This window comes from Streptomyces sp. CGMCC 4.7035, assembly GCF_031583065.1.
GTDB classification, from domain to species: Bacteria; Actinomycetota; Actinomycetes; order Streptomycetales; family Streptomycetaceae; genus Streptomyces; species Streptomyces yaanensis.
On the sequence record NZ_CP134053.1, the window covers coordinates 5,001,646 to 5,024,646 of the forward strand.

Sequence of the window (23,001 nt, forward strand, 5' to 3'; positions counted from 1 at the left end):
ACTGACAATTGGCGGGGCGTCAGTCACCTCGTGGTTCAGGCGTCCCGGCGCTCCAGGCTCCACGCGCCCGCGAGCAGCGCCACACCCGTCCACACCGCCGTCACCGCGAGTCCCGTCCATGGGCCGAGCATTCCGTCGGAGGTCTCGTGCAGGACCACCTGTCCCGCCTTGTCGGGCAGGAGGTCGGCCGCCGTGCCGGACATTCCCCCGATCACGAAGGACACAATGAGCAGGAACGGCACGAGGATGCTCAGCGTGGCGACCCCGCTGCGCAGCAGCGCCGTGAGTCCGGCGGCGAGCAGCGCCATCAGCGTGAGGTAGAGCCCACAGCCCACGGCGCCGCGCAGCCCCTCGGACCAGGTGAGCCCGCTCGCCTTGGCCCCGAGCGCCGCCTTGCCCACCAACAGGCTGACGCACCCGGTCATCAGGCCGACGGCGAGGACCGGTGCCCCGACCGCCACCGCCTTGGCCGCGAACCACCGTCCGCGCCGCGGCACCGCGGCCAGCGAGACTCTCAGGGCGCCGCCCTGGAACTCGGCCGAGACAGCCGTCGTACCGAATGCGATCGCCGCGATCTGCCCGAAGCTGACACCGAAGAACGTGGAGAACAGCGGGTCGAAGTCCGGGCCCTCGGTGTCGGCCGCGGCGAGCGCGGAGAAGAGTGCGGTGGCGAGCACGATCGCGAGGAGCGCGCCGACCAGCGACCGCAGCGTACGGATCTTGATCCACTCGGAGTGGAGTACGGGTGTGAACGCCATGGCTCAGGCCTCCTGCGGCTGCGTGGGGGTGGACGTGAACTCGGCCTCGGCGGCCGTCAGATCGAGATAGGCCTGTTCCAAGGTGCCCTCCTCGGGGGCGAGTTCGAGGACCGGTACGCCCGCCCCGGAGGTGAGGCGGCCGATGTCCTCCACGCGCGCGTGCTGCACGCTCCACCGCCCGTTCTCGGTCTCGGCGGCCTCGTACCCGTTCTTCGCGAGCAGCGCGCCCAGGGCGGCGCCGTCGGTGGTGCGCACCCGGACGCGGGGCTGCACGCGCGCGTCGATGAACTCCCGCATCGGCATGTCGGCCAGCAGCCTGCCCCGGCCAAGCACCACGAGGTGGTCGGCGAAGGACGCGGTCTCGTTCATCAGATGGCTGGAGACGAGGACGGTACGGCCCTCGCGGGCGAGACTGCGCAGCAACTCACGGATCCAGATGATCCCTTCGGGATCGAGTCCGTTGGACGGCTCGTCCAGCAGCACAACGGGCGGGTCGCCCAGGAGCGCGGCGGCAATGCCGAGGCGCTGGCGCATGCCCAGGGAGTACGTCTTGACCCGGCGCCGGGAGACCGACGCGAGCCCCGTCTGTTCCAGCACCTCGTCCACCCGGCGCTCGGGGATGCGGTTGCTCGCGGCGAGCGCCCGCAGATGGGCATGGGCGGTGCGTGAGCCGTGCGCGGCCTGGGCGTCGAGCAACGCGCCCACGTGACGCAGGGGTTCGTCAAGCGCCGCGTAGGCGCGGCCGCCGATGGTGGCGGTGCCGGACGTGGGCCGGTCCAGGCCGAGCACGAGCCGCATGGTGGTGGACTTTCCGGCGCCGTTGGGGCCGAGGAAGCCGGTGACACGGCCGGGCAGGACGCGGAAGGTGAGCTGGTCCACGGCGCGTGTGGTGCCGTACTCCTTGGTCAGGTCTTGGACGTCGATGCTGGTCATGAGGACAGCTTGGCCGCGCTCGGGGAGGCGGGGCCTCCCCCGCCGGTGGAGATCGTCTCCCCCGCGCGGGGGAGGTCCGCTGTCAGTGGCGGCTGGCACGATGTCCCAATGGCCCGCTTCCTGCGCCCGCTGCTGCGGGGGACGACATACACGCGCTTGCTGCACCTGTGGGTGCCGATGCTGTTCGAAAGCGTGTGGCTGTTCATCGGCCCGGAATGGCCGTGGGTGCCCGCCGTGCTGTTGATTCCGGTCGGGCTGATTCCGGCCGTACGGCTGGGCGAGGGCGTTCAGGCGCGGCTGTTGCTGACGCCCGGCGACGAGGACAGCGGCACGGCCATCTCGGTCGCGCCCTCGGTGACCTGGCGGGACCGGCTGCGTACGGTGCTGTGGCTTGAGACGCGCATGGCGCTGGGCGGGGTGACCACGGTCGTCTGCGTCTGGCTGCCGACCACTGCTTACGACTTGGTCAGTGCCGCTTGCGGGCGGGCGCCGATCCACGAGCCGTTCATGACCATCGAGCGGTCACACTGGGCGTATGCCTTGGTCGTACCGCTCCTCCTCCTCGCGTTGTACGGCGCGGTGGTGGGCCTCGGGGCGCTGATCACCGCCGTGGCGCGCCGCCTGCTCGGCCCCTCCCCCAGTGAGCGGCTCGCGGCCCTGGAGGAGCGCACCGAGCAGCTCCTGGAGCGCACGCGTATCGCCCGCGAGCTGCACGACTCCATCGGGCACGCGCTGACCGTCGCGGTGGTGCAGGCGGGCGCCGCGCGGGCGGCGGGCGACCCGGAGTTCACCCAGCGGGCGTTGGACGCGATCGAGGAGACGGGCCGGACCGCGCTGGAGGACCTGGAGCGGGTGCTCGGCATCCTGCGCGAGTCGGATCGCCCGGCGAGCAGCCGCCCCACGTTGGCGGAGGCCGACCGGCTCCTGGAGTCGGCGCGGGCCTCCGGCGCCAAGGTCGACGCCGACCTGTCCGGCGCTCTGGAGCAGCTCCCCGGACCGGTCTCCCGGGAGGGCTACCGCATCCTCCAGGAGTCGCTCACCAATGTGCTCCGGCACGCGGGCGCGGTTCCGGTCCGTGTCCGTATCGGCGTCGACGCGGACACGCTCGCCCTGGAGGTCCGCAATCCGCTGACCGCAGGGATATCGGGGCCCGGGCGGGGCAGCGGGCTGCGCGGCATACGCGAGCGGGCGGCGCTGCTCGGCGGCCGGGCACGGACGGGTCCGGACGCGGGCGACTGGCAGGTGCACGTCGAGCTGCCGTTGGTCTGATCTACGCTGGCGGGATGCCGGTCACCGTCCTGCTCGTAGACGACGAACCCCTGGTCCGCGCGGGTCTGCGCGCCGTCCTTGAGGCGCAGCCCGACATCGAGGTCGTCGGGGAGGCGGCGGACGGCGCGGCGGTGATCCCGCTGGTGCGGCAACTGCGGCCGGACGTCGTCGCCATGGACGTGCGTATGCCTTTGATGGACGGTATCGCCGCCACGCGCGCGGTGCTGCGGACGGTCGACGCGCCACCGAAGATCGTCGTGGTGACGACGTTCGAGAACGATGAGTACGTCTACGAGGCGCTGCGCGCGGGTGCGGACGGTTTTCTGCTGAAGCGGGCGCGGCCGGCCGAGATCGTGCACGCGGTGCGCTTGGTCGCCGAGGGCGAGTCGTTGCTGTTCCCTGCGTCCGTACGGCAGTTGGCCGCGGCGTACGGGGACAACGGCGGCAACCGTGCGGCCCGGGCCGCGATGGAGCGGGCCGCACTGACCGAGCGCGAGGAGGAGGTGCTGCGGCTGATGACGCGCGGTCTGTCGAACGCGGAGATCGCCGGACAGTTGGTCGTCGGCACGGAGACCGTGAAGTCGCACGTCAGCGCCGTACTGGCGAAGCTGGGGGCGCGGGACCGGACACAGGCGGTGATCGCCGCGTACGAGTCGGGGTTCGTCGCACCGGGCTGATGCGCTCAGCTGCCGCCCGGCTCTCGCGGGTGTGCGTCGTGCCGAGTAGCATCCGCCCCACACGTGCACGAGCTGGGAGGACGGACGTTGGGGCGGCTGACCGGCGGGGATCCCTCTCTGCTTCGAAGGATCAACTCGGCGGTGGTGCTGCACGCGCTGCGCGCCACGGACTGCGCGACGCTCACCGAGGTCAGCCGGGTGACCGGGCTGTCCCGGCCGACCGTCGAGGGCGTGGTCGACGGTCTGATCGAGGCCGGGCTCGTGATCGAGCAGGCCGCCGAGGAGGGCGCCGCCCGACGGCAGGGTCGGCCCGCGCGCCGGTTCCGGTTCCGGGCCGAGGCGGGCCATCTGCTGGGCCTGGAGGTCAGCGCGCACCGGGTGACGGCGCTCCTCGCCGATCTCGACGGCCAGGAGCTGGGCACCCTCTCCCGGGAGGTCTCCGAGACGGCCCCGGCCGAAGAGCGACTGGAGCGGCTGCGGAGCACGGTCGGCGAGGTGCTGCGCCGGGCGGGCGTCGCACGTGACTCACTGCGTGCGGTCGGCGTGGCGAGCCCCGGGATCGTGGAGGCGGACGGCACCGTCCGCCTGTGCACCGCCCTGCCCGAGTGGACCGGTCTGAAACTCGGCGAACGGCTCAGCCGCTCCTTCAGGTGCCCCGTACTGGTCGAGAACGACGCGAACGCGGCGGCCGTCGCCGAGCACTGGAAGGGCGTCGCCACCGAGTCCGACGATGTCGTGTTCGTGCTGGCCGGGCTGAGCCCGGGAGCCGGCTCACTGATCGGCGGACGGCTGCACCGCGGATACGGCGGGGCGGCCGGGGAGATCGGGGCGCTGCATCTGCTGGGCCGTGAGGCGACTCCCGAGACGCTGTTGTCGACCACGGACGAACCGCTGCACCCGCTGGACGAGCAGCAGGTCGCCGATGTGTTCGCGCTCGCCCGCGAGGGCGACCAGCGGGCCCGCGCGGCGGTGGACCGCTTCATCCAGCGGCTCGTGCACGACGTGGCGGCCCTCGTCCTGGCCCTGGACCCCGAGCTGGTCGTCATCGGCGGTTGGGCGGCGGGCCTGGACGGCATACGGGAGCCGCTGCGGCATGAACTGGCGCGTTATTGTCTGCGCCCTCCGGAGGTGACCCTGTCCCGGCTGGGCGAGGCCGCGGTCGCGACCGGAGCGTTGCGGCTGGCGCTGGACCACGTGGAGGAACAGCTGTTCGCGGTGGAGGGCACGGTGACGGCGCGACGCTGACCTGGCCGGGCAGCCGCCTCCGGCCGGATACCGGATACCTGCGCGAAGGTGCCTCTCCTCGAACCTGCACGAAGACGCCACGCGCTGTACGTGCCCAAGGCGTCACGCCTCGAACGTGCGCCAAGGCGTCCCGCCCCGAACGTGCGCGAGGACGTCACGCCCCGGAACGTGCATCAAAGCGTCGCGCCCGGCACGCGCGCGAGGACGTCACGCCGCCGAACGTGCGCGACTACGTCACGCCTCCGAACGTGCACCAAAGCGTCGCGCCCCGGATTCCCGGGGCGCGACGGGTGCGGTTCTCGGCGGTGGCCGGGTGGACCCGCGGTGCGGGGCGTGGCGTCCGGCACCGTGGTCAGGAGGCGCGGCGCTCCGGGTCGTGGTGGATCTCGACGCGGCCGGAGTCACCGAACGTCAGACGGCAGGTGTCGGCGCGGTACGTCGCGACGGAGACGGCCGCCGTACGCCCCTCGGCGTAGAACCGTGTGGTGACGACGAGGACGGGTGCGCCGGGCAGCCGGTCGAGCTCCTTGGCGTCCGCGGCGCCGGCCGAGCCCAGCTCGACGGACTGGGCCTGGCCCTCCAGCTCCATGTGCTGCAGCTCGCGCAGCACGGCACGCGCGCGTGCCGCACCCGAGGGAGCGTCTATGGCGGAGAGGGCGGGCACCGAAGAGCCCGGGACGTAGAGCAGCTCGGCGGCGACGGGCTGGCCGTGCGTCACGCGGGAGCGGCGCACGATGTGCACCTGCTCGTCCGGGTCGGTCTCCAGGTGGTCGGCCACCCCGGCGGGCGGGACCGCGGTCGTGCAGTCCACGGGCTGCCAGGCATCGTCGGCCGCGCCCGGCCACGCGTGCTGCTCGGACCCCACGGCCACGCCCACGCGAGGCGGGGCGACGGTGGTACCGACCCCGCGGCGGCGCTGCAGCCGGCCTTCCAGTTCGAGCTGTTCGAGGGCCTGACGGAGCGTGGCACGGGCAACACCGAAGCGGGCCGCGAGATCCCGTTCGTTGGGCAGGATCTCGCCCACGGAGAACTCGGAGTCGAGTGCTTCGGTGAGCACGGTCTTGAGGTGCCAGTACTTAGGCTCCGGCACCGATTCCAGCTGCGTGGTCCCCACCCTGTCCTCCGCGATCGCCGTGGCCCGGCGGCGTTTTAGCGCCCTTGTTTATTAAAGGTTGTTGCACTTCTCTGCGACCATAGGACGGCCCTCACCCTTGGTCAAGACCAATCCTCGATCCCGTGCGGATTGCACGGGTGTCGTGCCGCGGAGCGTTCACACGGCGTTCGCGATGCGCGACACGGATGACACGACGGCGAAGCCTCCGTACACGAAGGTCGTGTACGGAGGCTTCGCCGCTGCCCGGTCGGCCCCTGGCCGGCTCCTGATCGGCTGCCGGTCGGCCGCTAGTCGACCGGCAGGGACCCCAGCTTCTCCGGATTGCGGATGATGTAGACGCACTGGACGCGCCCGTCGGTGACGTCCAGCTGAAGAACGGTGTCGGGCTTGCCGCCGGACAGGACGAGCAGGGCCGCACCGCCGTTGAGTTCCAGGAGGCGGAACGACACGTCCGGGATGCCCTGGCCGGACACGCCGACGATGAACCGGCCGACCTTGTCCGCCGTTTCCAGGATCCGCAGCGGCGCCTTGGCGCGGCCGCCGCTGTCGCCGACCAGCTGGACGTCCGGGGCCAGCAGCCGCATCAGTCCGTCGAGGTCACCCTCGACCGACGCGGCGAGGAACCGCTCGGTCAGATCACGGCGCTCGGCCGGGTCGACCTCGTAGCGCGGCCGCCTTTCGTCGACGTGCTTGCGGGCCCGGCCGGCGAGCTGGCGCACCGCGGCCTCGCTGCGCTCCAGGGTGGCGGCGATCTCCGCGAACGGATACCCGAAGGCCTCCCTGAGCACGAACACGGCCCGCTCCAGGGGCGAAAGGGACTCCAGGACGACGAGGACGGCGAGCGAGACCGAGTCGGCCAGCACGGCCCGCTCCCCCGCGTCGGGGACGGTGTCGCGGAAGTCGGTCACGTACGGCTCGGGCAGCCATGGCCCGACGTACGCCTCCTTGCGCGCCTGTACCTGACGCAGCCGGTCGACGGCCAGCCGGGTGGTGATGCGCACGAGGTAGCCGCGCGGTTCGCGCACCGTGTCGCGGTCGGCGCCGGACCAGCGCAGCCAGGCCTCCTGGACCACGTCCTCGGCGTCGGCGACCCGCCCGAGCATGCGGTAGGCGACTCCCATCAGGACGGGGCGATGCTCTTCGAAGACCTCGGTCGCGGCGTCGGTGGTCACGGCTCCATCCCATCCGACACGCTCAGCCGTGTCCAGGCGGAAGCACTGTCGGGCAGAGCACAATTGCCGCGTACCACCGAGGAGGCACGCGCGCGTGGTTGGCGACAACCAAGGGCTACCCGCCGGTAGCAATTGCTGACAAGCTGTCTACAACGGTTCGTCAGCGCGTCCCAGACGAGGAGCAGCACCATGGCCACGGTCTCCTTCAGCGTCCCCTCTCCGCACGGCCCCAGGACCGTCTCCGTTTCCTACGCGCGCGCGGGCACCGGCGAACCGCTCCTCCTGCTGCACGGCATAGGCCATCACCGGCAGGCCTGGGACCCGGTCGTGGACATCCTGGCGACCGAGCGCGACGTGATCGCGGTCGACCTCCCCGGCTTCGGCGCGTCCCCGGCCCTGCCGGCCGGACTGGCCTACGACCTGTCGACCGTGGTGCCTGCGCTCGGTTCGCTGTGCGAAGCACTGGAGATCGACCGTCCGCATGTGGCGGGCAACTCCCTGGGCGGACTACTGGCCCTGGAGCTGGGCCGCGAGAAGCTCGTACGGTCCGTCACCGCGCTGTCGCCCGCCGGATTCTGGAGCGCGGCCGAGCGGCGGTACGCCTTCGCGGTCCTCCTCGCGATGCGGCACACAGCACGCAGGATGCCGCTGCCAGTGGTGGAGCGGCTGTCGCGCACGGCGGCCGGGCGCACGGTACTGACCAGCACCATCTACGCCCGCCCCGGCCGCCGTTCACCCGAGGCCGTCGTCGCCGAGACGCTCGCGCTGGCCCGCGCCGAGGGCTTCGCCGAGACCCTCCGGGCGGGCGCTTCCGTCCAGTTCACGGAGGATGTGCCCGGCTTGCCCGTCACTGTGGCGTGGGGCACCAGGGACCGGCTCCTGGTGCGCCGTCAGGGCGTCCGCGCCAAGCAGATCATGCCCAAGGCCCGGCTGGTCCGGCTGCCCGGCTGCGGGCACGTCCCGATGAACGACGACCCGGCTCTGGTCGCGCGGGTCATCCTGGACGGCAGCCGCTGAGGACCCCCGCTGACCACCCCGAGCCGGCCGCCGGCACGCGGAGAAGCGCAACGCGCCGGAGCTCAGGGCCGCTCGGGCGCGGTCCGGCGAGCAGCCCGGCCACCGCGCGTACAGTGCGCCTCGACACCCTGGCGGTCGCCCTGAACCAACTGGGTGGTCGTGCGTCCGTCGGCGGCGTACGGGACGGCGACCGGCGACCGGCGACCGGCGACCGGCGACCGGCGACCGGCGACAGAGTACGGCTGGTGCCCGGACACGCGCATCTGCCGTCGGCGCGGATCCGGGAGAGCGTACGGGCGATGACGCGCGCCCGCGGGCCTAGGTCCTGTCGTCAAACTCCCGCCTGCCGGACGACGGGAGTTTGACGACAGGACGTAGACGCCGGCCGACAGGCGCGGACGGGAGGAGCACGTCGCCGCGGATGCCACCTGCGTGGAGCACGCGGGTCAGCGCCCGGGTTATCGGCGCCCGGCCGGGGGTCGGGACGCCGGGAGCCTGACGCGCGCTCCTGACTCGGCCGCGGCAACACGCCCGAGACCTCCCATAGCTCCCGTGTCGCCGCGGTCAGTTGTTCACTTGCGGTTTCCGTGTGCGCTGCGGCGCACCAGTAGTTGTGACAGTGCCCATTGGCCGGAACCGTCCCTGGAGGCGCATCCATGTCACACCGTCCCTTCCCCGGCCGCCGCAGCGTCCTGCGCGGCTCCCTGGCCGCGTCGGCGGCTCTGACCCTGCCCGGCGCGCTCGGCGCGGCACCGGCGTTCGCCCTGTCGGGGCGCCCGAAGGCGGGATGGGGCGTCCAGGCCGGCGACGTCACCGCCCACTCCGGTCTCGTCTGGGTGCGCTCGGACCGCCCGGCCCGGATGATCGTCGAGACCGCCGCGACGGAGTCGTTCCGCAATCCGCGCAGATGGCAGGGCCCTCTGCTGGGCGCGGACACCGACTTCACGGGTACCACGCGGCTGCACGGGCTGTCGGCGGACGAGCAGATCCACTACCGCGTGCTCCTGGCCGACCCGGACGACCCGCGGCGCACCGGCGAGCCGGTGACCGGCACCTTCCGCACCACGCCGCTCGGGCGGCGCCGCGGGGTCCGCTTCCTGTGGTCGGGCGACCTGGCGGGCCAGGGCTGGGGCATCAACCCGGACCTCGGCGGTTACCGGATCTACGAAGCGATGGCGAAGCTCGACCCGGACTTCTTCCTGTGCAGCGGTGACAACATCTACGCCGACGGGCCGATCTCGGCGACGCAGGCCCTGCCCGACGGCAGCACCTGGCGGAACATCACCACCGAGGAGAAGTCCAAGGTCGCCGAGACGCTGGCGGAGTACCGCGGCAACTTCCGCTACAACCTGCTCGACGAGAACCTCAAGCGGTTCAACGCCCAGGTGCCGTCGATCATCCAGTGGGACGACCACGAGGTCCGCAACAACTGGTACCCGGGCGAGGTGATCGCCTCCACCGACACCCGTTACACCGAGAAGAGCATCGACGTGCTCGCGGCCAGGGCCCGGCGTGCGTTCAGCGAGTACTTCCCGATCTCGACGCTGCAGCCGGGTGACCGGGACGGCCGCGTGTACCGGGTCATGCGGCACGGTCCGCTGCTGGACGTGTTCGTCCTCGACATGCGCACCTACCGCAACGCCAACTCGGCCGACAACCAGACCGTCGACCCGCAGGGCATCCTCGGCGCGGAGCAGCTGGAGTGGCTCAAGCGGGAGCTGGCGCGGTCGCGCGCGGTGTGGAAGGTGATCGCCGCGGACATGCCGCTCGGCCTGGTCGTGCCGGACCCCATGGAGAGCAAGCCCAACTTCGAGGCGGTGGCGCAGGGCGACCCGGGCGCACCGCTCGGGCGGGAGCTGCAGATCGCGGAGCTGCTGCGGTTCATCAAGCACCGGAAGATCACGGGCACGGTGTGGCTGACGGCCGACGTCCACCACACCTCGGCACAGCACTACCAGCCCTCGCGGGCCGCCTTCACCGACTTCGAGCCGTTCTGGGAGTTCGTCTCGGGCCCGCTCAACGCCGGCGCGTTCCCGGCGAACGCCCTCGACAACACGTTCGGTCCCGAGCGGGTGTTCGTGAAGGCGCCGACCGCCTCGAACGTCTCCCCCGCAGGCGGCTACCAGTTCTTCGGCGAGGTCGACATCGACGGGGACAGCGGGGAGCTGACGGTCCGGCTGCGTGAGCAGGACGGGACGGTGCTGTTCACGCAGGTGCTGCAGCCGGGGCGCGTGGGGCAGTAACCATCATATGAATCCGGCCACTTGAGAACGGCGCTCGACGCCCGGCGTCGAGCCCCGGTTCCATGATCGGCCGCCGGCTCGCGTACCCTCTGGGGTATCGCGCCGCGCACCGGAGTCATCCCCCGGTGCGCGGCGCCCGCATGCCACCGCCTGTGCGTGCGCGGCAGCCGGTCCGGCCGCAGACTTTTGTCCAAAGAACAACAAAACGGACAGAGCGACACTTAACCGATCAGTCACAAAGCGTTCGTGATCACGCAACACCCCTCCTTCACAGTGAATGCATGACTCCAGACATCTCTGACATGACGCGTGCGAAGCACGGTCGCCCGGTGCACCACTGGCGGCGTGACGTCGTCGAACTCGCCGCACTGTTCACGGCGGTCGCGGTGGCGGACGGAGTGGCCAACCTGGTCGGGCACGGACCCGACGGCCCTGCCCTGCTGGTGCTCTCGGCGATGGCCCTGGCCGCGACGGCCGGGTTCCACACCTGGTGGGCACGCCGCCACGGTCACGCACCGCCCACGCGGGATACCGGCGCCCGGCCGCCCGTCGAGGGGCAGCAGGCCGGGCCGTCCGAGACCGCGGCGGCGGGCGGGGCGACCGCGCTGTGGCGGATGCGGACAACCGTGAAGGACGAGCCGGGCTCGCTGGCCGCGCTCTGCACGGGGGTGGCCGGGCTGCGGATCGACATCCTCAGCCTCCAGACACACCCGCTGGCGCAGGGCACGGTCGACGAGTTCCTGCTGCGGGCCCCGGCGGAGCTGGCCGCGTCCGAGATCACGCGGGCCGTCTCGCTGGCAGGCGGCGCCGAGACCTGGATCGAGCGTGCGGACGCGCACGACCTGGTGGACGCCCCGACCCGGGTGCTGGGCCTGGCCACGCGCACCGCACTGGACGCGGCGGAACTCCCGCTCGCACTGCGCCAGTTGCTCGGCCGGTGCACCATCCGCTCCCTGCCCGCCGTCTCCCCCGGCTCCGGCCGGGCGGAGGAGGTCGCTCCCGTCGAGGGAGCCATGGAGGACACGGTGATGCGGCTGAGGGCGCCGGAAGGTGGAGTGATCACAGTGGAGCGGCCGTATCTGCCGTTCACGCCGACGGAGTTCGCGCGGGCACGGGCGCTGGTGGAGCTGGACGCACGGCTCGGTCCGCGCATCCCGCGCAGCCAGGACGTGCTGACACTGCCCGAGGGCAACGCGATCACCGTGCGGCGGGCCGACACCTCCGACCTCCGTGCGGCGAAGGAGATGCACGCCCGCTGCTCCCCGCGCACGCTGAGCATGCGCTACCACGGACCGATCGGTGACGCGGACCGCTACCTCAACCACCTTCTCAGCCCCCGCTTCGGCCGCACCCTGGCGGTGCAGACGCCGTCGGGCCGCATCGTCGGCCTCGGTCACCTCCTGTGGGACGGCGACGAGACGGAGGTCGCGCTGCTCGTCGAGGACGACTGGCAGCGGCGCGGCATCGGCACCGAGCTCCTCGGGCGCCTGGTGACGATGGCGGTCGAGGCGGGTTGCGAGAGCGTCTACGCCGTCACGCAGGCGTCCAACACCGGCATGGTCGCCGCCATGCGCGGCCTCGGACTGCCCCTCGACTACCAGATCGAGGAGGGCACCCTCGTCATCACGGCCCGCCTGGACGCGACCCCGGTCGCCTCACTTATGCCGTACACCCACGCACACGAGCAGCACGGCGCGAGGGGCACACGGGACTGACGACGCGGCACGCGGCACGCGGCACGCGGCACGCGGAAGGAACGGCCCGGCGCACTGCGCCGGGCCGTTCGGCGTAAGGGCACCGCGCGATCAGCCCCCGACGCACCCTCACACCACCGCTCCTACCGCTCCTACCGCCCCTACCGCCCCTACCGCCCCACAACCTCCTCCCGCCCCCGGTCGCCCACGCCCCGCGCGGCCCCCAACGCCCCCTCCAGATCGGCCCACAGGTCCTCGACGTCCTCCAGGCCCACCGACAGCCGCAGCAACCGATCGCTCACCCCGGCGCCCCGGCGGTCCGTCGCGTCGACGATGCGGTGGCTGATGGAAGCGGGATGCTGGATGAGCGTGTCGACACTGCCGAGGCTCACCGCTGGAGTGATCAGACGAACCCCGGCGATGACCGCGTGGGGGTCGCCGTGCACCTCGAAAGCGATCATCGCGCCGCCGATCCGCGGATAGTGGACGCGGGCGACGCGCGGGTCGGCGGCGAGCCGACGGGCGAGTTCGGCGGCGGTGGCGGACGCGGCCCGGACCCGTATCGGCAGCGTCGACAGACCGCGCAGGAGCAGATAGCCGGCGAGCGGATGGAGCACCGCGCCCGTTGCGAAGCGCACCTGGCGCAGCCTGCGCGCCAGCTCCTCGTCGCAGGCCACCACCCCGCCCATCACATCCCCGTGCCCGCCGAGGTACTTCGTGGCGCTGTGCAGCACCAGCCGCGCGCCCTGTTCGGCGGGGCGTTGCAGCACGGGCGTCGCGAAGGTGTTGTCGGCCAGCAGCGGAACCGATCCACAGGCGTGGGCGACCGCGCGCAGGTCGATCTCCGCGAGCGTCGGGTTGGCCGGGGACTCGACCATGACGAGGCCGGTGTCGGGGCGCAGGGCGTCCGCGATGCCCGCCGGGTCGGTCCAGGTCACCTCGGAACCCAGCAGGCCGGCGTTCAGCAGGTGGTCGCTGCAGCCGTACAGCGGTCGTACGGCGACGACGTGGCGCAGCCCCAGTGCGTTGCGCACGAGCAGGACGGCGGTCAGCGCGGCCATGCCGGTCGCGAACGCGACCGCGCTCTCGGTGCCTTCGAGCCGGGCCAGCGCGGTCTCGAAGCGGGCGACGGTCGGATTGCCGAGCCGCCCGTAGACGGGCGGGCCCGCGAGCTCCGCGCCGTCGGCCGCGAAGGCGTCGAGACGTGCGGCCTCCCCACGGCTGTCGTGGGAGGGGTACGTCGTGGAGAGGTCGAGGGGAGGAGCATGCAGCCCCAGCGCGACAAGGTCCTCGCGTCCGGCGTGCACGGCCTCGGTGGCGAGCGCCCGACGGGCGGGCCGGCCTTCGACGGGGAATCCGTCCTGCGTGTCATGCGTACGGGAATCCATGGACGGAAGACTGAACACCGGCCGGGGTCAGGGCGCAGATGCCCGTGCTACGTTCGGCGCATGGCCGAATCTGTCGTACTGGACCCGGTGGATCTCCATCTGCTGCGGCTGTTGCAGAACGACGCCCGGACGACCTATCGCGACCTCGCGGCGCAGGTCGGCGTCGCGCCCTCGACCTGTCTGGACCGGGTGACCAGACTGCGCCGCTCGGGGGTGATTCTCGGCCATGAACTGCGGATCGACCCGGCGAAGCTGGGGCGCGGGCTCGAAGCGCTGCTGTCGGTGCAGGTCAGGCCGCATCGCCGGGAGCTGGTGGGACCGTTCGTGGAGCGGATCCGGGCGCTGCCCGAGTCCCGTACGGTCTTCCACCTCACGGGACCTGACGACTACCTTGTGCATGTCGCGGTCGCGGACATGACGGATCTCCAGCGGCTGGTCCTCGACGAGTTCACTGCGCGGCGCGAAGTGGCCCGGGTGGAGACCCGGCTGATCTTCCAGCAGTGGGACTGCGGCCCGCTGCTGCCGCCCGGGCAGGCCTTGCCGAAACCCGCTGAACAGGCGTAAGCCGAGCGCGGAATCCCCGTGACGCGCACCACGTCGCCGTATGAGGATGGTCCGCATGTCAGAGACCACCAAGAGCCCACTGCCCCGGGAGGTCGCCGACGCCTACGTCGACGCCCTCGTCGCCCTCGACCCGGTCACCGGCACGTACCTCGGAGTGAAGGAGAGTTCGAGCAGACTGCCCGACACCTCACCCGCGGGCCAGGAGGCGCTCGCCGAGCTGGCGCGGGAGACCCTCGCACGGCTCGACGAGGCGGAGCGCCGACCGGGCGCGGACAGTGACATCGAGCGCCGGTGCGCGCGCCTGCTGCGCGAGCGGCTCACCGCCGAGCTCGCCGTGCACGAGGCCGACGAGGGCCTCAGGGCGGTGAGCAACCTGCACTCCGCGGTGCACTCCGTGCGCGAGGTCTTCACCATCACGCCCACCGCGACGGACGAGGACTGGGCGGCGGTCGCCGAGCGGCTGCGCGCCGTGCCGGCCGCGCTGCGCGGCTACCGTGAGTCCCTCGCCCTCGGCCTGGAGCGCAAGCTGTACGGGGGCCCGCGCCCGACCGCCACCTTCATCGAGCAGCTCACCGAGTGGTCGGACACGGACGGCCAGGGTCGCGGCTGGTTCGAGGACTTCGCCTCCCAGGGACCCGAATCGCTGCGTACGGAGCTGGCGGAGGCCGCTCGTACGGCGAACGCCGCGATCGTCGAGCTGCGGGACTGGGTGCGCGACGTGTACGCGCCGACGATCGAGGGCGCGCCGAACACGGTCGGCCGCGAGCGCTACGCCCGCTTCGCGCGCTACTTCAACGGTACGGACCTGAACCTCGACGAGGCGTACGCGTACGGCTGGTCGGAGTACCACCGCATCCTCGGCGAGATGAAGAAGGAGGCCGAGAAGGTCCTGCCCGGCGCCGAGACCCCGTGGGTGGCGCTCGCGCATCTCGACCGGCACGGCAGGCACATCGAAGGCGTCGAAGAGGTCCGCGTGTGGCTTCAGGGCCTGATGGACCAAGCGATCGAGGCCCTCGACGGCACGCACTTCGAACTCGCCGAGCGGGTCCGGAAGGTGGAGGCGTGCATCGCCCCGCCCGGCAGCGCCGCGGCCCCCTACTACACGGCCCCGTCCCAGGACTTCTCGCGTCCGGGCCGGACCTGGCTGCCGACCATGGGGCAGACCCGGTTCCCGGTGTACGACCTGGTCTCGACCTGGTACCACGAGGGCGTCCCCGGCCACCACCTCCAGCTGGCCCAGTGGGCGCACGTCGCCGACAGCCTCTCCCGCTACCAGGCCACGGTGGGCGGTGTCAGCGCCAACGCCGAGGGCTGGGCCCTGTACGCGGAACGCCTCATGGACGAACTGGGCTTCCTCACCGACCCGGAGGAGCGGCTCGGCTACCTGGACGCGCAGATGATGCGGGCGGTCCGCGTCATCATCGACATCGGCATGCACCTGGAGCTGGAGATCCCGGCGGACTCGCCGTTCCACCCGGGCGAGCGCTGGACGCCGGAGCTGGCTCAGGAGTTCTTCGGCGCGCACAGCAGCCGTCCGGCGGACTTCGTGGAGAGCGAGCTGGTCCGCTACCTCTCGATGCCCGGCCAGGCGATCGGCTACAAGCTCGGCGAGCGCGCCTGGCTGCTGGGCCGCGAGAACGCGAAGAAGCGCCACGGCGACGCGTTCGACGCCAAGGCCTGGCACATGGCGGCCCTCTCGCAGGGCTCGCTGGGCCTGGACGACCTGGTGGACGAACTGTCCCAGCTCTGACCCGCCGCACGGCCGGGCTCACGTCACCGTCGTGAGCCCGGCCGTATGCAGCCACTGCCGCTGAGCGCGTGCACGGTGTTTTGCGGCGCCCACGCGCCATCGCCACCCGAGCCACCGTGCCGGGCCCTCACCCGCGGTCTTCCACCCCCACCACACCCGACGAGCCCGAGCCTTCAGTCCCCGACCCTTCAGAACCCGTCAGTCCCCGACCCCTCAGTCCCCGGCCCTCCGCACCTGTACGAGCCCCACCCACACCTCGGGACCGGGCTCCACATACGCGACCCGTACCGTGTACCTCCCGGGTTCCAGCGCCACGCGCAGATGGTCGGTACGCTCGGAAGCGTTTCCGGGCCAGGCCGCGTCGAACAGCACGACGGCTCCGGGCACGTCCCAGTGCATCTCCGGCTCCCACTCCGCCGCCTCCAGCGCCTGAGGGATCCGGTCGAGGAGTGCGGCCTCCGAGTCGGCGGCGCACCACCGTACGAACGTGCCGTGCTCCGGCAGATAGGCGGTGGAGGCGGGTTCGTCGCCGAGGACCAGGGCACGGGTGTCACCGACCGGCAGGAGTCCGACGTGACCGTCGACCTCACAGGCCCGGTCGTAGTCGGAGGACAGTTCGTCGCCGTCGGCACCCGCCCAGAACGGCAGCACCACCTCGGGTATCGCGATGAGCGGTCCGCCGCCCGACTCCACCCACTCGACCGCTCCTGGATCCGCGTATCTGACCATGGGCAGAAGCTACACGCACGAGGCTGGGCGGAGGCACCGCTTCCGATGGGTCAGCAGCCGCAGTCCGCCGCCTCCACCGGCGCCGTCAGCGGATCGGCGGCGCGGCTCTCGCGGCCCTCCCACGTCTCGTACTCGAAGCCCTCGCGCGCCCAGTACTCGAAGCCGCCGAGCATCTCCTTGACCTGGAAGCCGAGTTCGGCGAGGGCCAGGGCGGCTCGGGTCGCGCCGTTGCAGCCCGGGCCCCAGCAGTACGTGACCACCGGCACGGACCTGTCGAGAAGGTGCTCGGCCTGCTCGGGGATGAGTGCGGTGGGCAGGTGGAGCGCGCCGGGGATGTGGCCCTGGTCCCAGGCCGCGGTGGAGCGCGAGTCGAGGAGGACGAAGCCGGGGTCGCCGCCGGCCGAGAGCGCGGCGGCGACGTCGGACACGTCGGCGTGGAAGGCGAGGGCGGCGCGGAAGTAGGCGGCGGCCTCGGCGGGGGCCGCCGGGGCGACGCGCAGGACGGGGTTGACGGCGGCGGTCGTGCTGGTGCTCATGGACTGGCCTTCCCTCGCGGGTCTCGATGCTTCCTCTTGCGGATCTCGGTGACCAGAAATCTACGGTCGTTGATCGTCTCCCTGAAGGAGCGATCCCCGGCGTACCCGTTGATCGTCCGGGGATTCCCCTGCTATCTCTCGGGCATGACCGCGTATTCCCCGGACGCCACCGACTGGCGCATCCTCGACGTCCTGCAGCGCGAGGGCCGCGCCAGCTATGCCGACCTCGCCCGCGCCGTCTCCATGTCCGCGAGCGCGGTCACCGAACGGGTGCGCCGGCTGGAGGAGGCGGGCGTCATCCAGGGGTACGCGGCGGTCGTCGATCCCGAGCGCCTGGGCCTGCCGATCCTGGCGTTCGTCCGGCTGCGCTATCCGAACGGCAACTACAAGCCGTTCCACGATCTCGTGGCGGCGACGCCGGAGATCCTGGAGGCGCACCATGTCACCGGCGACGACTGCTTCGTCATCAAGGTCGCGGCGCGCTCGATGCGCCACCTGGAGGAGGTGTCCGGCAGGATCGGCGCACTGGGATCCGTGACGACGAGCGTCGTGTACTCCTCTCCGCTGCCGCGCCGCCCCCTCGGCCGCTGAGCGCGTCCGTCGCCGCCCTTGCCCGCCGCCGTCAGCCGACGCCTCGCTGCCGCAGCGCCGACCCCGTCCTGCCCTTCACAACCTCCAACTGCGCGTGTACGCGCCGCCGCAGATCCGCGACATGGCTGACGATGCCCACGCTGCGGTCCCGTTCCCGCAGGGAGTCGAGCACGTCGAGGACCTCGTCGAGTGTCTGGTCGTCGAGGCTGCCGAACCCCTCGTCGATGAAGAGGGTGTCGAGGCGGACCCCGCCCGCCTCGTCGGTGACGACGTCCGCGAGGCCGAGCGCGAGCGCGAGGGAGGCGAAGAACGTCTCGCCGCCGGAGAGGGTCGCCGTGTCGCGCTCACGCCCGGTCCAGGCGTCGACGACGTGCAGTCCCAGGCCGCTGCGGCCGCGTCCCGAGCGGTCGTCGGAGTGGACCAGGGTGTAGCGGCCGGAGGACATGCGCTGCAGCCGTGCGGTCGCGGCGGCCGCCACCTGTTCCAGGCGGGCGGCGAGCACGTACGACTCCAGGCGCATCTTGCGTTCGTTGTCGGCGGAGGTGCCTGCCGCCAGGGACGCCATCCGGGCCACCCGGTCGTACTCCTCGCGCAGCGGAGCGAGGCGCCGTACGGACGCGGTCGCTCGCGCGGACAGCCGGTCGAGTTCGGCGCAGCGGCGGGCCGCCGCGTCCTGGGCGGAGGCGGCGTCCTGGAGTCGGCGGGCGGCTGCCGCGGCGGCCTGTTCGGCCGCACGGAGGTCGGCGGGCGGCTGCTGGGCGGCGGCCGCCGTGTCGGCCTCGGCGAGCACCGCGCGTACGGCGGCCTCCTCCTGCTGCCAGGCGTCGAGGCGTCGTTGCAGCTCGCGATGGGCCACGTCGTCGAGGAGGGCGGCGGCCGCGGCGTGCGGGGTGTCGAACCCGGCGCGGAAGGCCGCGTCGGCGAGGCGGGCGTCGGCCTCCTTGAGCCGCTGCGCGGTGTCCTCGGCGGTGCGGGCGGCGTCGGCGGCCTCGGTGAGCAGGGCGGCCTGCCGTTCGAGGTGCGCCGAGCGCGCGGAGACGCTGATGGCATCGCCCCGGGTGCGGTGCAACTCCTCGTCCAGTGCCGCTCGTTCGCGGTCCAGCGTGTCCCTGCGGGAGACGCGGGCCGCGCCGCGGAGGGCGGCTTCCTGCTGGGCCGCGGCACGCCGCTCCCGCTCGCGCTCGGCCCCTCGCAGTTCCTCCTGTGCGGCGTGCAGCTGCGCCGCGCCCGCCCGTGCGGCGCCGTAGAGCCGTTCCAACTCCTCGGCCTGCTCCGCCAATTGTGGCGTGGGTGCGTCACCGGCCTCGGCCGTGGCGGCGGCCAGCGCCTCGCGTATGACGCCGAGTTGCCGTTCCTCCTCGGCGCGCTCCTCGTCGACGTGCCGGTAGGCGGCGAGCGCCCGCTCCTCGGCCTCCCGGTCGACGTGTCCGGCGACCTTCCGCGCGGGAGCGGGATGTGCGGTGGCGCCGCAGACGGCACAGGGTTCACCGGCGACGAGCCCGGCGGCGAGTTCCGCCGCGATGCCCTTGAGGCGTTGTTCCTTGAGGTCGAGCCAGTGTTCGTGGGCCTTCAGCGCACGCTCGCGGGAGGCGAGGGCGCGGGCCTGGACCGCGTCCGTGTCATGCGCCAGTTGGTCGCGCCTGCGGGCCGCCGCCAGCCGCTTCCGTGCGGGTTCGCGCTGCACGGCGAGTTGCTCGGCCAGAGTGGCGTCCTCCTGGGCGGCGTCGATCCGCCTCTGCAGACCCGCGCGGGTCTCCTCCCACCCTGCCAGCCAGTCCTCGGCATCCTGGAGGACGGCTTCGTCGGCGCGCTCCTCACGGTCCAGGTTCGCCCGCTCCACGGCGAGTTCGGCCAGCCGCCGCTCGGCGCGGCGCGCCGACTCCAGGCCGCCGAGTTCCTCGGCGGCCCGGCGCGCGGCGGCGGCGAGCCCGGCCGCGCCCGCATCGGCGAAGGTCTCCGGAAGCCGGGCACGCGCGCGTGCCTCATCGGTGGCGGCACACCGGTGCTGGGTCTCGGCAGCCTCACGCAGGTCGAGCGCCGGCGCCACTGCCTCGGCCTTGCGGCCACGCTCCATGCGCGCCAGCGTCTCCTGATGGACGCCGGCGCGGTCTTCCAGCAGCGCGGCCCGCTCCCGTGCCTCGGCGAACCTGCGCTGCAACCGCGCCCGTTCGCGTACGTCGTCCAGGACGCGCTCGGCTGCGGCCCGCGCCGACTCCGCGGCCGTACGCGCACAGTGCGCGATGGTGAGCCGCTCACGGGCCGTGCCGCGGGCGACGGCGGCCCAGGCCAGGACAGCGTCGGCCAGCCCGGGTTCGCCCGGGGCGAGGTCCGGCAGCGGCACGGAGTCCCCCGCCGCCTGCTGCATCCGGTGTGCGTCGGCGAGCAACGCGGCGTCACCGTCCCGCACTTCGGCCTCGGTCGCCCGCCGCCGCTCGGCGAGGCGCTTCTCCACCTCGGCGAAGCGGTGGGTGTCGAAGAGACGGCCGAGCAGTTTGCCGCGGGCCTCGGCGTCGGCGCGCAGGAAGCGGGCGAAGTCGCCCTGGGGCAGCAGCACGACCTGGCAGAACTGCTCACGGCTCATGCCGAGCAGCTGGGTGATCTCCTCGCCGATCTCCTGGTGGGAGCGGCTGAGATCCTTCCAGGCGCCGGCCGTGGCGTCGTACTCGCGCAGCCAGCTCTGCGCCTTGTCCGTGGTCGTACCCATGCCGCGCTTCTTGGGGCGCTCCCAGGGCGGCTGCCGGGTGATCTCCAACCGGCGTCCCGCGACCGTGAGTTCGAGTCGGATCTCGGTGCGTGTCTGTGGCGCGGCGTGGTCGCTGCGCAGGGTCAGGCCCTGGCCGCTCTGCCGGGCGCCGGGCACGGCCCCGTACAACGCGTAGCACACGGCGTCCAGGACGGACGTCTTGCCGGCGCCGGTCGGTCCGTGCAGCAGGAAGAGTCCGGCGGCGGACAGGTCGTCGAAGTCGACCTTCTGGGTGCCGCCGAAGGGCCCGAAGGCGGTGATGTCGAGCCGGTGCAGCCTCACAGGGCTCCCTCCGAGTCATGCGCATGAGAGGTCACCGGGCGACCTCCCGGACCGCCTCGTCGGCGCGCACCGCGTCGAACGCGTCCTGGAGCACGGCCCGTTCGCTGTCGTCCGGGCCCGCCCCGCGCACATGGGCCACGAAGTCCTCCGCGATCTGCTGGTCGGAGCGGCCCGCCAGCCGTCGCGCGTACGACACGTCCGGGTCCTCGGGGGCGCGCTCGGGGTCGAAGACGAGGCTGAGCGTGTGCGGGAAGCGCTCGGTCAGCCGGGCCATGGGCTCCGCCGGGCGCACCGGGTCGGTGAGCGTGGCCTCCACCCACGCCTCCTCGTGGCGCTCCAGCTCCGGGTCCACGAGCAGTTCCTCCAGTCGCCCCCGGATCCGGGCGAGGGGCCGTGGCACCGGGCAGTCGACCCGCTCCGCCTCGACGGAGCCGTCGGCACCCAGATCGACGAGCCACATGCTCTTGCGGTGAGCGGCTTCCGAGAAGGAGTACGGCAACGGGGAGCCGGAGTAGCGCACGCGCTCGGTGATGGCCTGGCTGCCGTGCAGGTGCCCCAGCGCCGCGTAGTCCACCCCGTCGAAGACGCCGGCGGGCACCGCGGCCACCCCGCCGACCGTGATGTCCCGCTCGCTGTCGCTGGGCTCGCCGCCGGTGACGAAGGCGTGGGCGAGGACGACGGAACGGGTGCCCGGCGCGCGCGTGGCGAGATCGGCGCGGACCCGGTCCATGGCAGCCGCCAGCACCACCTCGTGGCCCGCCTTCTCGACTCCGAACTCGTCCTTCACCAGGGCTGGTTCGAGATACGGCAGACCGTAGAAGGCCACATCCCCGTGGGCGTCGGTCAGCACGACCGGTGTCCCGCAGGCCGCGGGCTCGGTGCGCAGATGGATGCCGGCGCGGCCGATGAGCCCCGCGCCGACGCCGAGGCGACGCGCCGAGTCATGGTTCCCGGAGATCATCACCGTGGGCACGCCCAGGTCGGCGAGGCGGTGCAGGGCGTCGTCGAACAGCTCGACCGCGGCCAGCGGCGGCACCGCGCGGTCGTACACGTCTCCCGACACGACCACCGCGTCCACGCCGCGCTTGCGCACGGTCCTGACGAGATGGCCGATGAACTCGGCCTGGGCGCCGAGCATGTTCACCCGGTGGAACGCCCGACCCAGATGCCAGTCGGAAGTGTGCAGCAGCCTCATGATCCCCGAAGACTAACGGCCGGGTCTGACATCACGGGCGGTTACTCCCGTATCAGCCCGCCATGACCCTTCTCACATAAACCCGTTATGCACCTTTTGCCCGGTATGTCACGCGTCTCCGTAGGCCTCTCCGCCCAGTTCGAACCCGGCCGTACCCGCTGTGACGTCCGCGAGCCACGCCCGGAAGGCCTCCACGTCGGCATCCGGCAGCCCGATCTCGATCGTGACGGCCTCCCCGTAGCGCACGTCCCGCACCTCGCGCCCGGTGGCCCGCAGATCGTTCTGCACCTTGCCCGCGCGCTGGTGGTCGACGGTCACGGTGGCGAGCCGGAACCGGCGGCGGGTGATCGTGCCGAGCGTGTCCAGGGCCTCGCCCACCGCTCCCCCGTACGCCCTGATGAGCCCGCCCGCACCCAGCTTCACCCCGCCGTAGTAGCGAGTGACCACGGCCACGACGTACCGCATGTCGCGGCGCAGCAGCATCTGGAGCATGGGCACACCCGCGGTGCCGCCCGGTTCGCCGTCGTCGCTCGCCTTCTGGACCGCGGCGTCGGCGCCGATGACGTAGGCGTAGCAGTTGTGCGTGGCGTCGGCGTGCTCCTTGCGTACGCCGGCGATGAAGTCCTGGGCCTCCTGTTCGGTGGCGGCCGGGGCGAGGGCGCACAGGAAGCGGGAGCGATTGACCTCGGTCTCGTGCACGCCGGCGCGGGCGACTGTGCGGTACTCGTCCTGCATCACGCCAGCGTATGCGGCGGACGTGGGTGCGCCGCACGCCGGGGCGGCAACGACGGTTCCACGCGCGCGTGCGCTACAGCTCACCCAGCCCGTTTTCCCACGCGCGCGTGGGGCGCGTCCCCCACCCCGATGCTCCACGCACGCGGGCAGCGCATCCCCTCAGCCCGTTTCTCCACACGCGCGGGCGGCCCACCCCCCTCAGCCCGTTTCTCCACACGCGCGGGCGGCCCACCCCTTCAGCCCGATGCTCCACCCACGCGGGCGGCCCATCCCCCTCAGCCGATGCTCCACCCACGCGTGCGGCGCATCTCTGCAGCTCCATCCGCACGCCCTCCGCACGCGCGCGAAGACCCCCTCCGCCCGTGC

General features: G+C 72.5%; 19 protein-coding genes. 9 read left to right on the plus strand and 10 right to left on the minus strand.

What is annotated here, in order from left to right:
* Nucleotides 1–35 precede the first annotated feature (35 nt).
* Complete coding sequence (locus tag Q2K21_RS21705; RefSeq protein WP_310773527.1) at nucleotides 36–758, minus strand: ABC transporter permease; 723 nt, start codon at nucleotides 756–758, stop codon at nucleotides 36–38.
* 3 nt (nucleotides 759–761) lie between these two features.
* On the minus strand, nucleotides 762–1,691 hold the full coding sequence (locus Q2K21_RS21710; RefSeq protein WP_310773529.1) for an ATP-binding cassette domain-containing protein: 930 nt from the start codon (nucleotides 1,689–1,691) through the stop codon (nucleotides 762–764).
* 108 nt (nucleotides 1,692–1,799) lie between these two features.
* On the opposite strand from Q2K21_RS21710, the gene Q2K21_RS21715 reads away from it, so the two are divergent.
* The 3 genes from Q2K21_RS21715 (at nucleotide 1,800) to Q2K21_RS21725 (ending at nucleotide 4,882) form a co-directional block, all read left to right on the plus strand.
* Nucleotides 1,800–2,960, plus strand: a complete 1,161-nt coding sequence (locus Q2K21_RS21715; RefSeq protein ID WP_310773532.1) for a sensor histidine kinase — start codon at nucleotides 1,800–1,802, stop codon at nucleotides 2,958–2,960.
* Between the two features lie 14 nt (nucleotides 2,961–2,974).
* On the plus strand, nucleotides 2,975–3,637 hold the full coding sequence (locus tag Q2K21_RS21720; RefSeq protein WP_310773533.1) for a response regulator transcription factor: 663 nt from the start codon (nucleotides 2,975–2,977) through the stop codon (nucleotides 3,635–3,637).
* Nucleotides 3,638–3,724: 87 nt separating this feature from the next.
* Nucleotides 3,725–4,882: an ROK family transcriptional regulator gene (locus tag Q2K21_RS21725; protein ID WP_310781158.1), complete on the plus strand. Its 1,158-nt coding sequence runs from the start codon at nucleotides 3,725–3,727 to the stop codon at nucleotides 4,880–4,882.
* Between the two features lie 352 nt (nucleotides 4,883–5,234).
* On the opposite strand, the gene Q2K21_RS21730 is transcribed toward Q2K21_RS21725, so the two are convergent.
* Nucleotides 5,235–5,996: a GntR family transcriptional regulator gene (locus Q2K21_RS21730; RefSeq protein ID WP_310773534.1), complete on the minus strand. Its 762-nt coding sequence runs from the start codon at nucleotides 5,994–5,996 to the stop codon at nucleotides 5,235–5,237.
* A 287-nt stretch (nucleotides 5,997–6,283) separates the two neighbouring features.
* Nucleotides 6,284–7,168, minus strand: coding sequence for an RNA polymerase sigma-70 factor (locus Q2K21_RS21735; RefSeq protein WP_310773535.1), 885 nt, complete (start codon nucleotides 7,166–7,168; stop codon nucleotides 6,284–6,286).
* A 189-nt stretch (nucleotides 7,169–7,357) separates the two neighbouring features.
* On the opposite strand from Q2K21_RS21735, the gene Q2K21_RS21740 reads away from it, so the two are divergent.
* The 3 genes from Q2K21_RS21740 (at nucleotide 7,358) to Q2K21_RS21750 (ending at nucleotide 12,143) form a co-directional block, all read left to right on the plus strand.
* Complete coding sequence (locus tag Q2K21_RS21740; RefSeq protein WP_310773536.1) at nucleotides 7,358–8,185, plus strand: alpha/beta fold hydrolase; 828 nt, start codon at nucleotides 7,358–7,360, stop codon at nucleotides 8,183–8,185.
* 656 nt (nucleotides 8,186–8,841) lie between these two features.
* Nucleotides 8,842–10,428: an alkaline phosphatase D family protein gene (locus Q2K21_RS21745; RefSeq protein WP_310773538.1), complete on the plus strand. Its 1,587-nt coding sequence runs from the start codon at nucleotides 8,842–8,844 to the stop codon at nucleotides 10,426–10,428.
* 281 nt (nucleotides 10,429–10,709) lie between these two features.
* Nucleotides 10,710–12,143 carry a GNAT family N-acetyltransferase gene (locus Q2K21_RS21750; protein WP_310773540.1) on the plus strand — a complete coding sequence of 478 codons (1,434 nt, stop codon included), beginning with the start codon at nucleotides 10,710–10,712 and terminating at the stop codon, nucleotides 12,141–12,143.
* 149 nt (nucleotides 12,144–12,292) lie between these two features.
* On the opposite strand, the gene Q2K21_RS21755 is transcribed toward Q2K21_RS21750, so the two are convergent.
* Entirely contained in the window at nucleotides 12,293–13,510 is a 1,218-nt protein-coding gene (locus Q2K21_RS21755) for a trans-sulfuration enzyme family protein (protein WP_310773541.1), read from the minus strand.
* Nucleotides 13,511–13,570: 60 nt separating this feature from the next.
* Between Q2K21_RS21755 and Q2K21_RS21760 the strand changes: the two genes are divergently transcribed.
* Entirely contained in the window at nucleotides 13,571–14,074 is a 504-nt protein-coding gene (locus tag Q2K21_RS21760) for an Lrp/AsnC family transcriptional regulator (protein WP_310773543.1), read from the plus strand.
* A gap of 55 nt (nucleotides 14,075–14,129) precedes the next feature.
* Nucleotides 14,130–15,824, plus strand: coding sequence for a DUF885 domain-containing protein (locus tag Q2K21_RS21765; protein WP_310773544.1), 1,695 nt, complete (start codon nucleotides 14,130–14,132; stop codon nucleotides 15,822–15,824).
* A 213-nt stretch (nucleotides 15,825–16,037) separates the two neighbouring features.
* On the opposite strand, the gene Q2K21_RS21770 is transcribed toward Q2K21_RS21765, so the two are convergent.
* Nucleotides 16,038–16,553, minus strand: a complete 516-nt coding sequence (locus tag Q2K21_RS21770) for an immunity 21 family protein (RefSeq protein ID WP_310773547.1) — start codon at nucleotides 16,551–16,553, stop codon at nucleotides 16,038–16,040.
* Nucleotides 16,554–16,603: 50 nt separating this feature from the next.
* Nucleotides 16,604–17,089: a rhodanese-like domain-containing protein gene (locus Q2K21_RS21775; RefSeq protein ID WP_310773549.1), complete on the minus strand. Its 486-nt coding sequence runs from the start codon at nucleotides 17,087–17,089 to the stop codon at nucleotides 16,604–16,606.
* 144 nt (nucleotides 17,090–17,233) lie between these two features.
* Here Q2K21_RS21775 and Q2K21_RS21780 point away from each other — a divergent pair, with 144 nt between their 5' ends.
* On the plus strand, nucleotides 17,234–17,680 hold the full coding sequence (locus Q2K21_RS21780) for an Lrp/AsnC family transcriptional regulator (RefSeq protein ID WP_310773551.1): 447 nt from the start codon (nucleotides 17,234–17,236) through the stop codon (nucleotides 17,678–17,680).
* 31 nt (nucleotides 17,681–17,711) lie between these two features.
* Here the strand turns inward: Q2K21_RS21780 and Q2K21_RS21785 are convergent, their stop codons facing one another.
* The 3 genes from Q2K21_RS21785 to Q2K21_RS21795 all read right to left on the minus strand — a co-directional run bounded on the left by Q2K21_RS21785 (nucleotide 17,712) and on the right by Q2K21_RS21795 (nucleotide 22,635).
* Nucleotides 17,712–20,705, minus strand: a complete 2,994-nt coding sequence (locus Q2K21_RS21785) for an SMC family ATPase (protein ID WP_310773553.1) — start codon at nucleotides 20,703–20,705, stop codon at nucleotides 17,712–17,714.
* A gap of 31 nt (nucleotides 20,706–20,736) precedes the next feature.
* A complete protein-coding gene (locus Q2K21_RS21790) occupies nucleotides 20,737–21,900 on the minus strand; it encodes an exonuclease SbcCD subunit D (protein WP_310773556.1) in 1,164 nt (387 codons plus the stop codon).
* Nucleotides 21,901–22,008: 108 nt separating this feature from the next.
* Complete coding sequence (locus tag Q2K21_RS21795) at nucleotides 22,009–22,635, minus strand: YigZ family protein (protein ID WP_310773558.1); 627 nt, start codon at nucleotides 22,633–22,635, stop codon at nucleotides 22,009–22,011.
* Nucleotides 22,636–23,001 lie beyond the last annotated feature (366 nt).

Excerpts from the sequence above, each read along its gene's own strand:
- Q2K21_RS21705 (WP_310773527.1), bottom strand. The coding sequence starts at position 758 with ATGGCGTTCACACCCGTACTCCACTCCGAGTGGATCAAGATCCGTACG.
- Q2K21_RS21710 (WP_310773529.1), bottom strand. The coding sequence starts at position 1,691 with ATGACCAGCATCGACGTCCAAGACCTGACCAAGGAGTACGGCACCACA.
- Q2K21_RS21715 (WP_310773532.1), top strand. The coding sequence starts at position 1,800 with ATGGCCCGCTTCCTGCGCCCGCTGCTGCGGGGGACGACATACACGCGC.
- Q2K21_RS21720 (WP_310773533.1), top strand. The coding sequence starts at position 2,975 with ATGCCGGTCACCGTCCTGCTCGTAGACGACGAACCCCTGGTCCGCGCG.
- Q2K21_RS21740 (WP_310773536.1), top strand. The coding sequence starts at position 7,358 with ATGGCCACGGTCTCCTTCAGCGTCCCCTCTCCGCACGGCCCCAGGACC.
- Q2K21_RS21745 (WP_310773538.1), top strand. The coding sequence starts at position 8,842 with ATGTCACACCGTCCCTTCCCCGGCCGCCGCAGCGTCCTGCGCGGCTCC.
- Q2K21_RS21750 (WP_310773540.1), top strand. The coding sequence starts at position 10,710 with ATGACTCCAGACATCTCTGACATGACGCGTGCGAAGCACGGTCGCCCG.
- Q2K21_RS21755 (WP_310773541.1), bottom strand. The coding sequence starts at position 13,510 with ATGGATTCCCGTACGCATGACACGCAGGACGGATTCCCCGTCGAAGGC.
- Q2K21_RS21760 (WP_310773543.1), top strand. The coding sequence starts at position 13,571 with ATGGCCGAATCTGTCGTACTGGACCCGGTGGATCTCCATCTGCTGCGG.
- Q2K21_RS21765 (WP_310773544.1), top strand. The coding sequence starts at position 14,130 with ATGTCAGAGACCACCAAGAGCCCACTGCCCCGGGAGGTCGCCGACGCC.
- Q2K21_RS21770 (WP_310773547.1), bottom strand. The coding sequence starts at position 16,553 with ATGGTCAGATACGCGGATCCAGGAGCGGTCGAGTGGGTGGAGTCGGGC.
- Q2K21_RS21775 (WP_310773549.1), bottom strand. The coding sequence starts at position 17,089 with ATGAGCACCAGCACGACCGCCGCCGTCAACCCCGTCCTGCGCGTCGCC.
- Q2K21_RS21780 (WP_310773551.1), top strand. The coding sequence starts at position 17,234 with ATGACCGCGTATTCCCCGGACGCCACCGACTGGCGCATCCTCGACGTC.
- Q2K21_RS21790 (WP_310773556.1), bottom strand. The coding sequence starts at position 21,900 with ATGAGGCTGCTGCACACTTCCGACTGGCATCTGGGTCGGGCGTTCCAC.
- Q2K21_RS21795 (WP_310773558.1), bottom strand. The coding sequence starts at position 22,635 with ATGCAGGACGAGTACCGCACAGTCGCCCGCGCCGGCGTGCACGAGACC.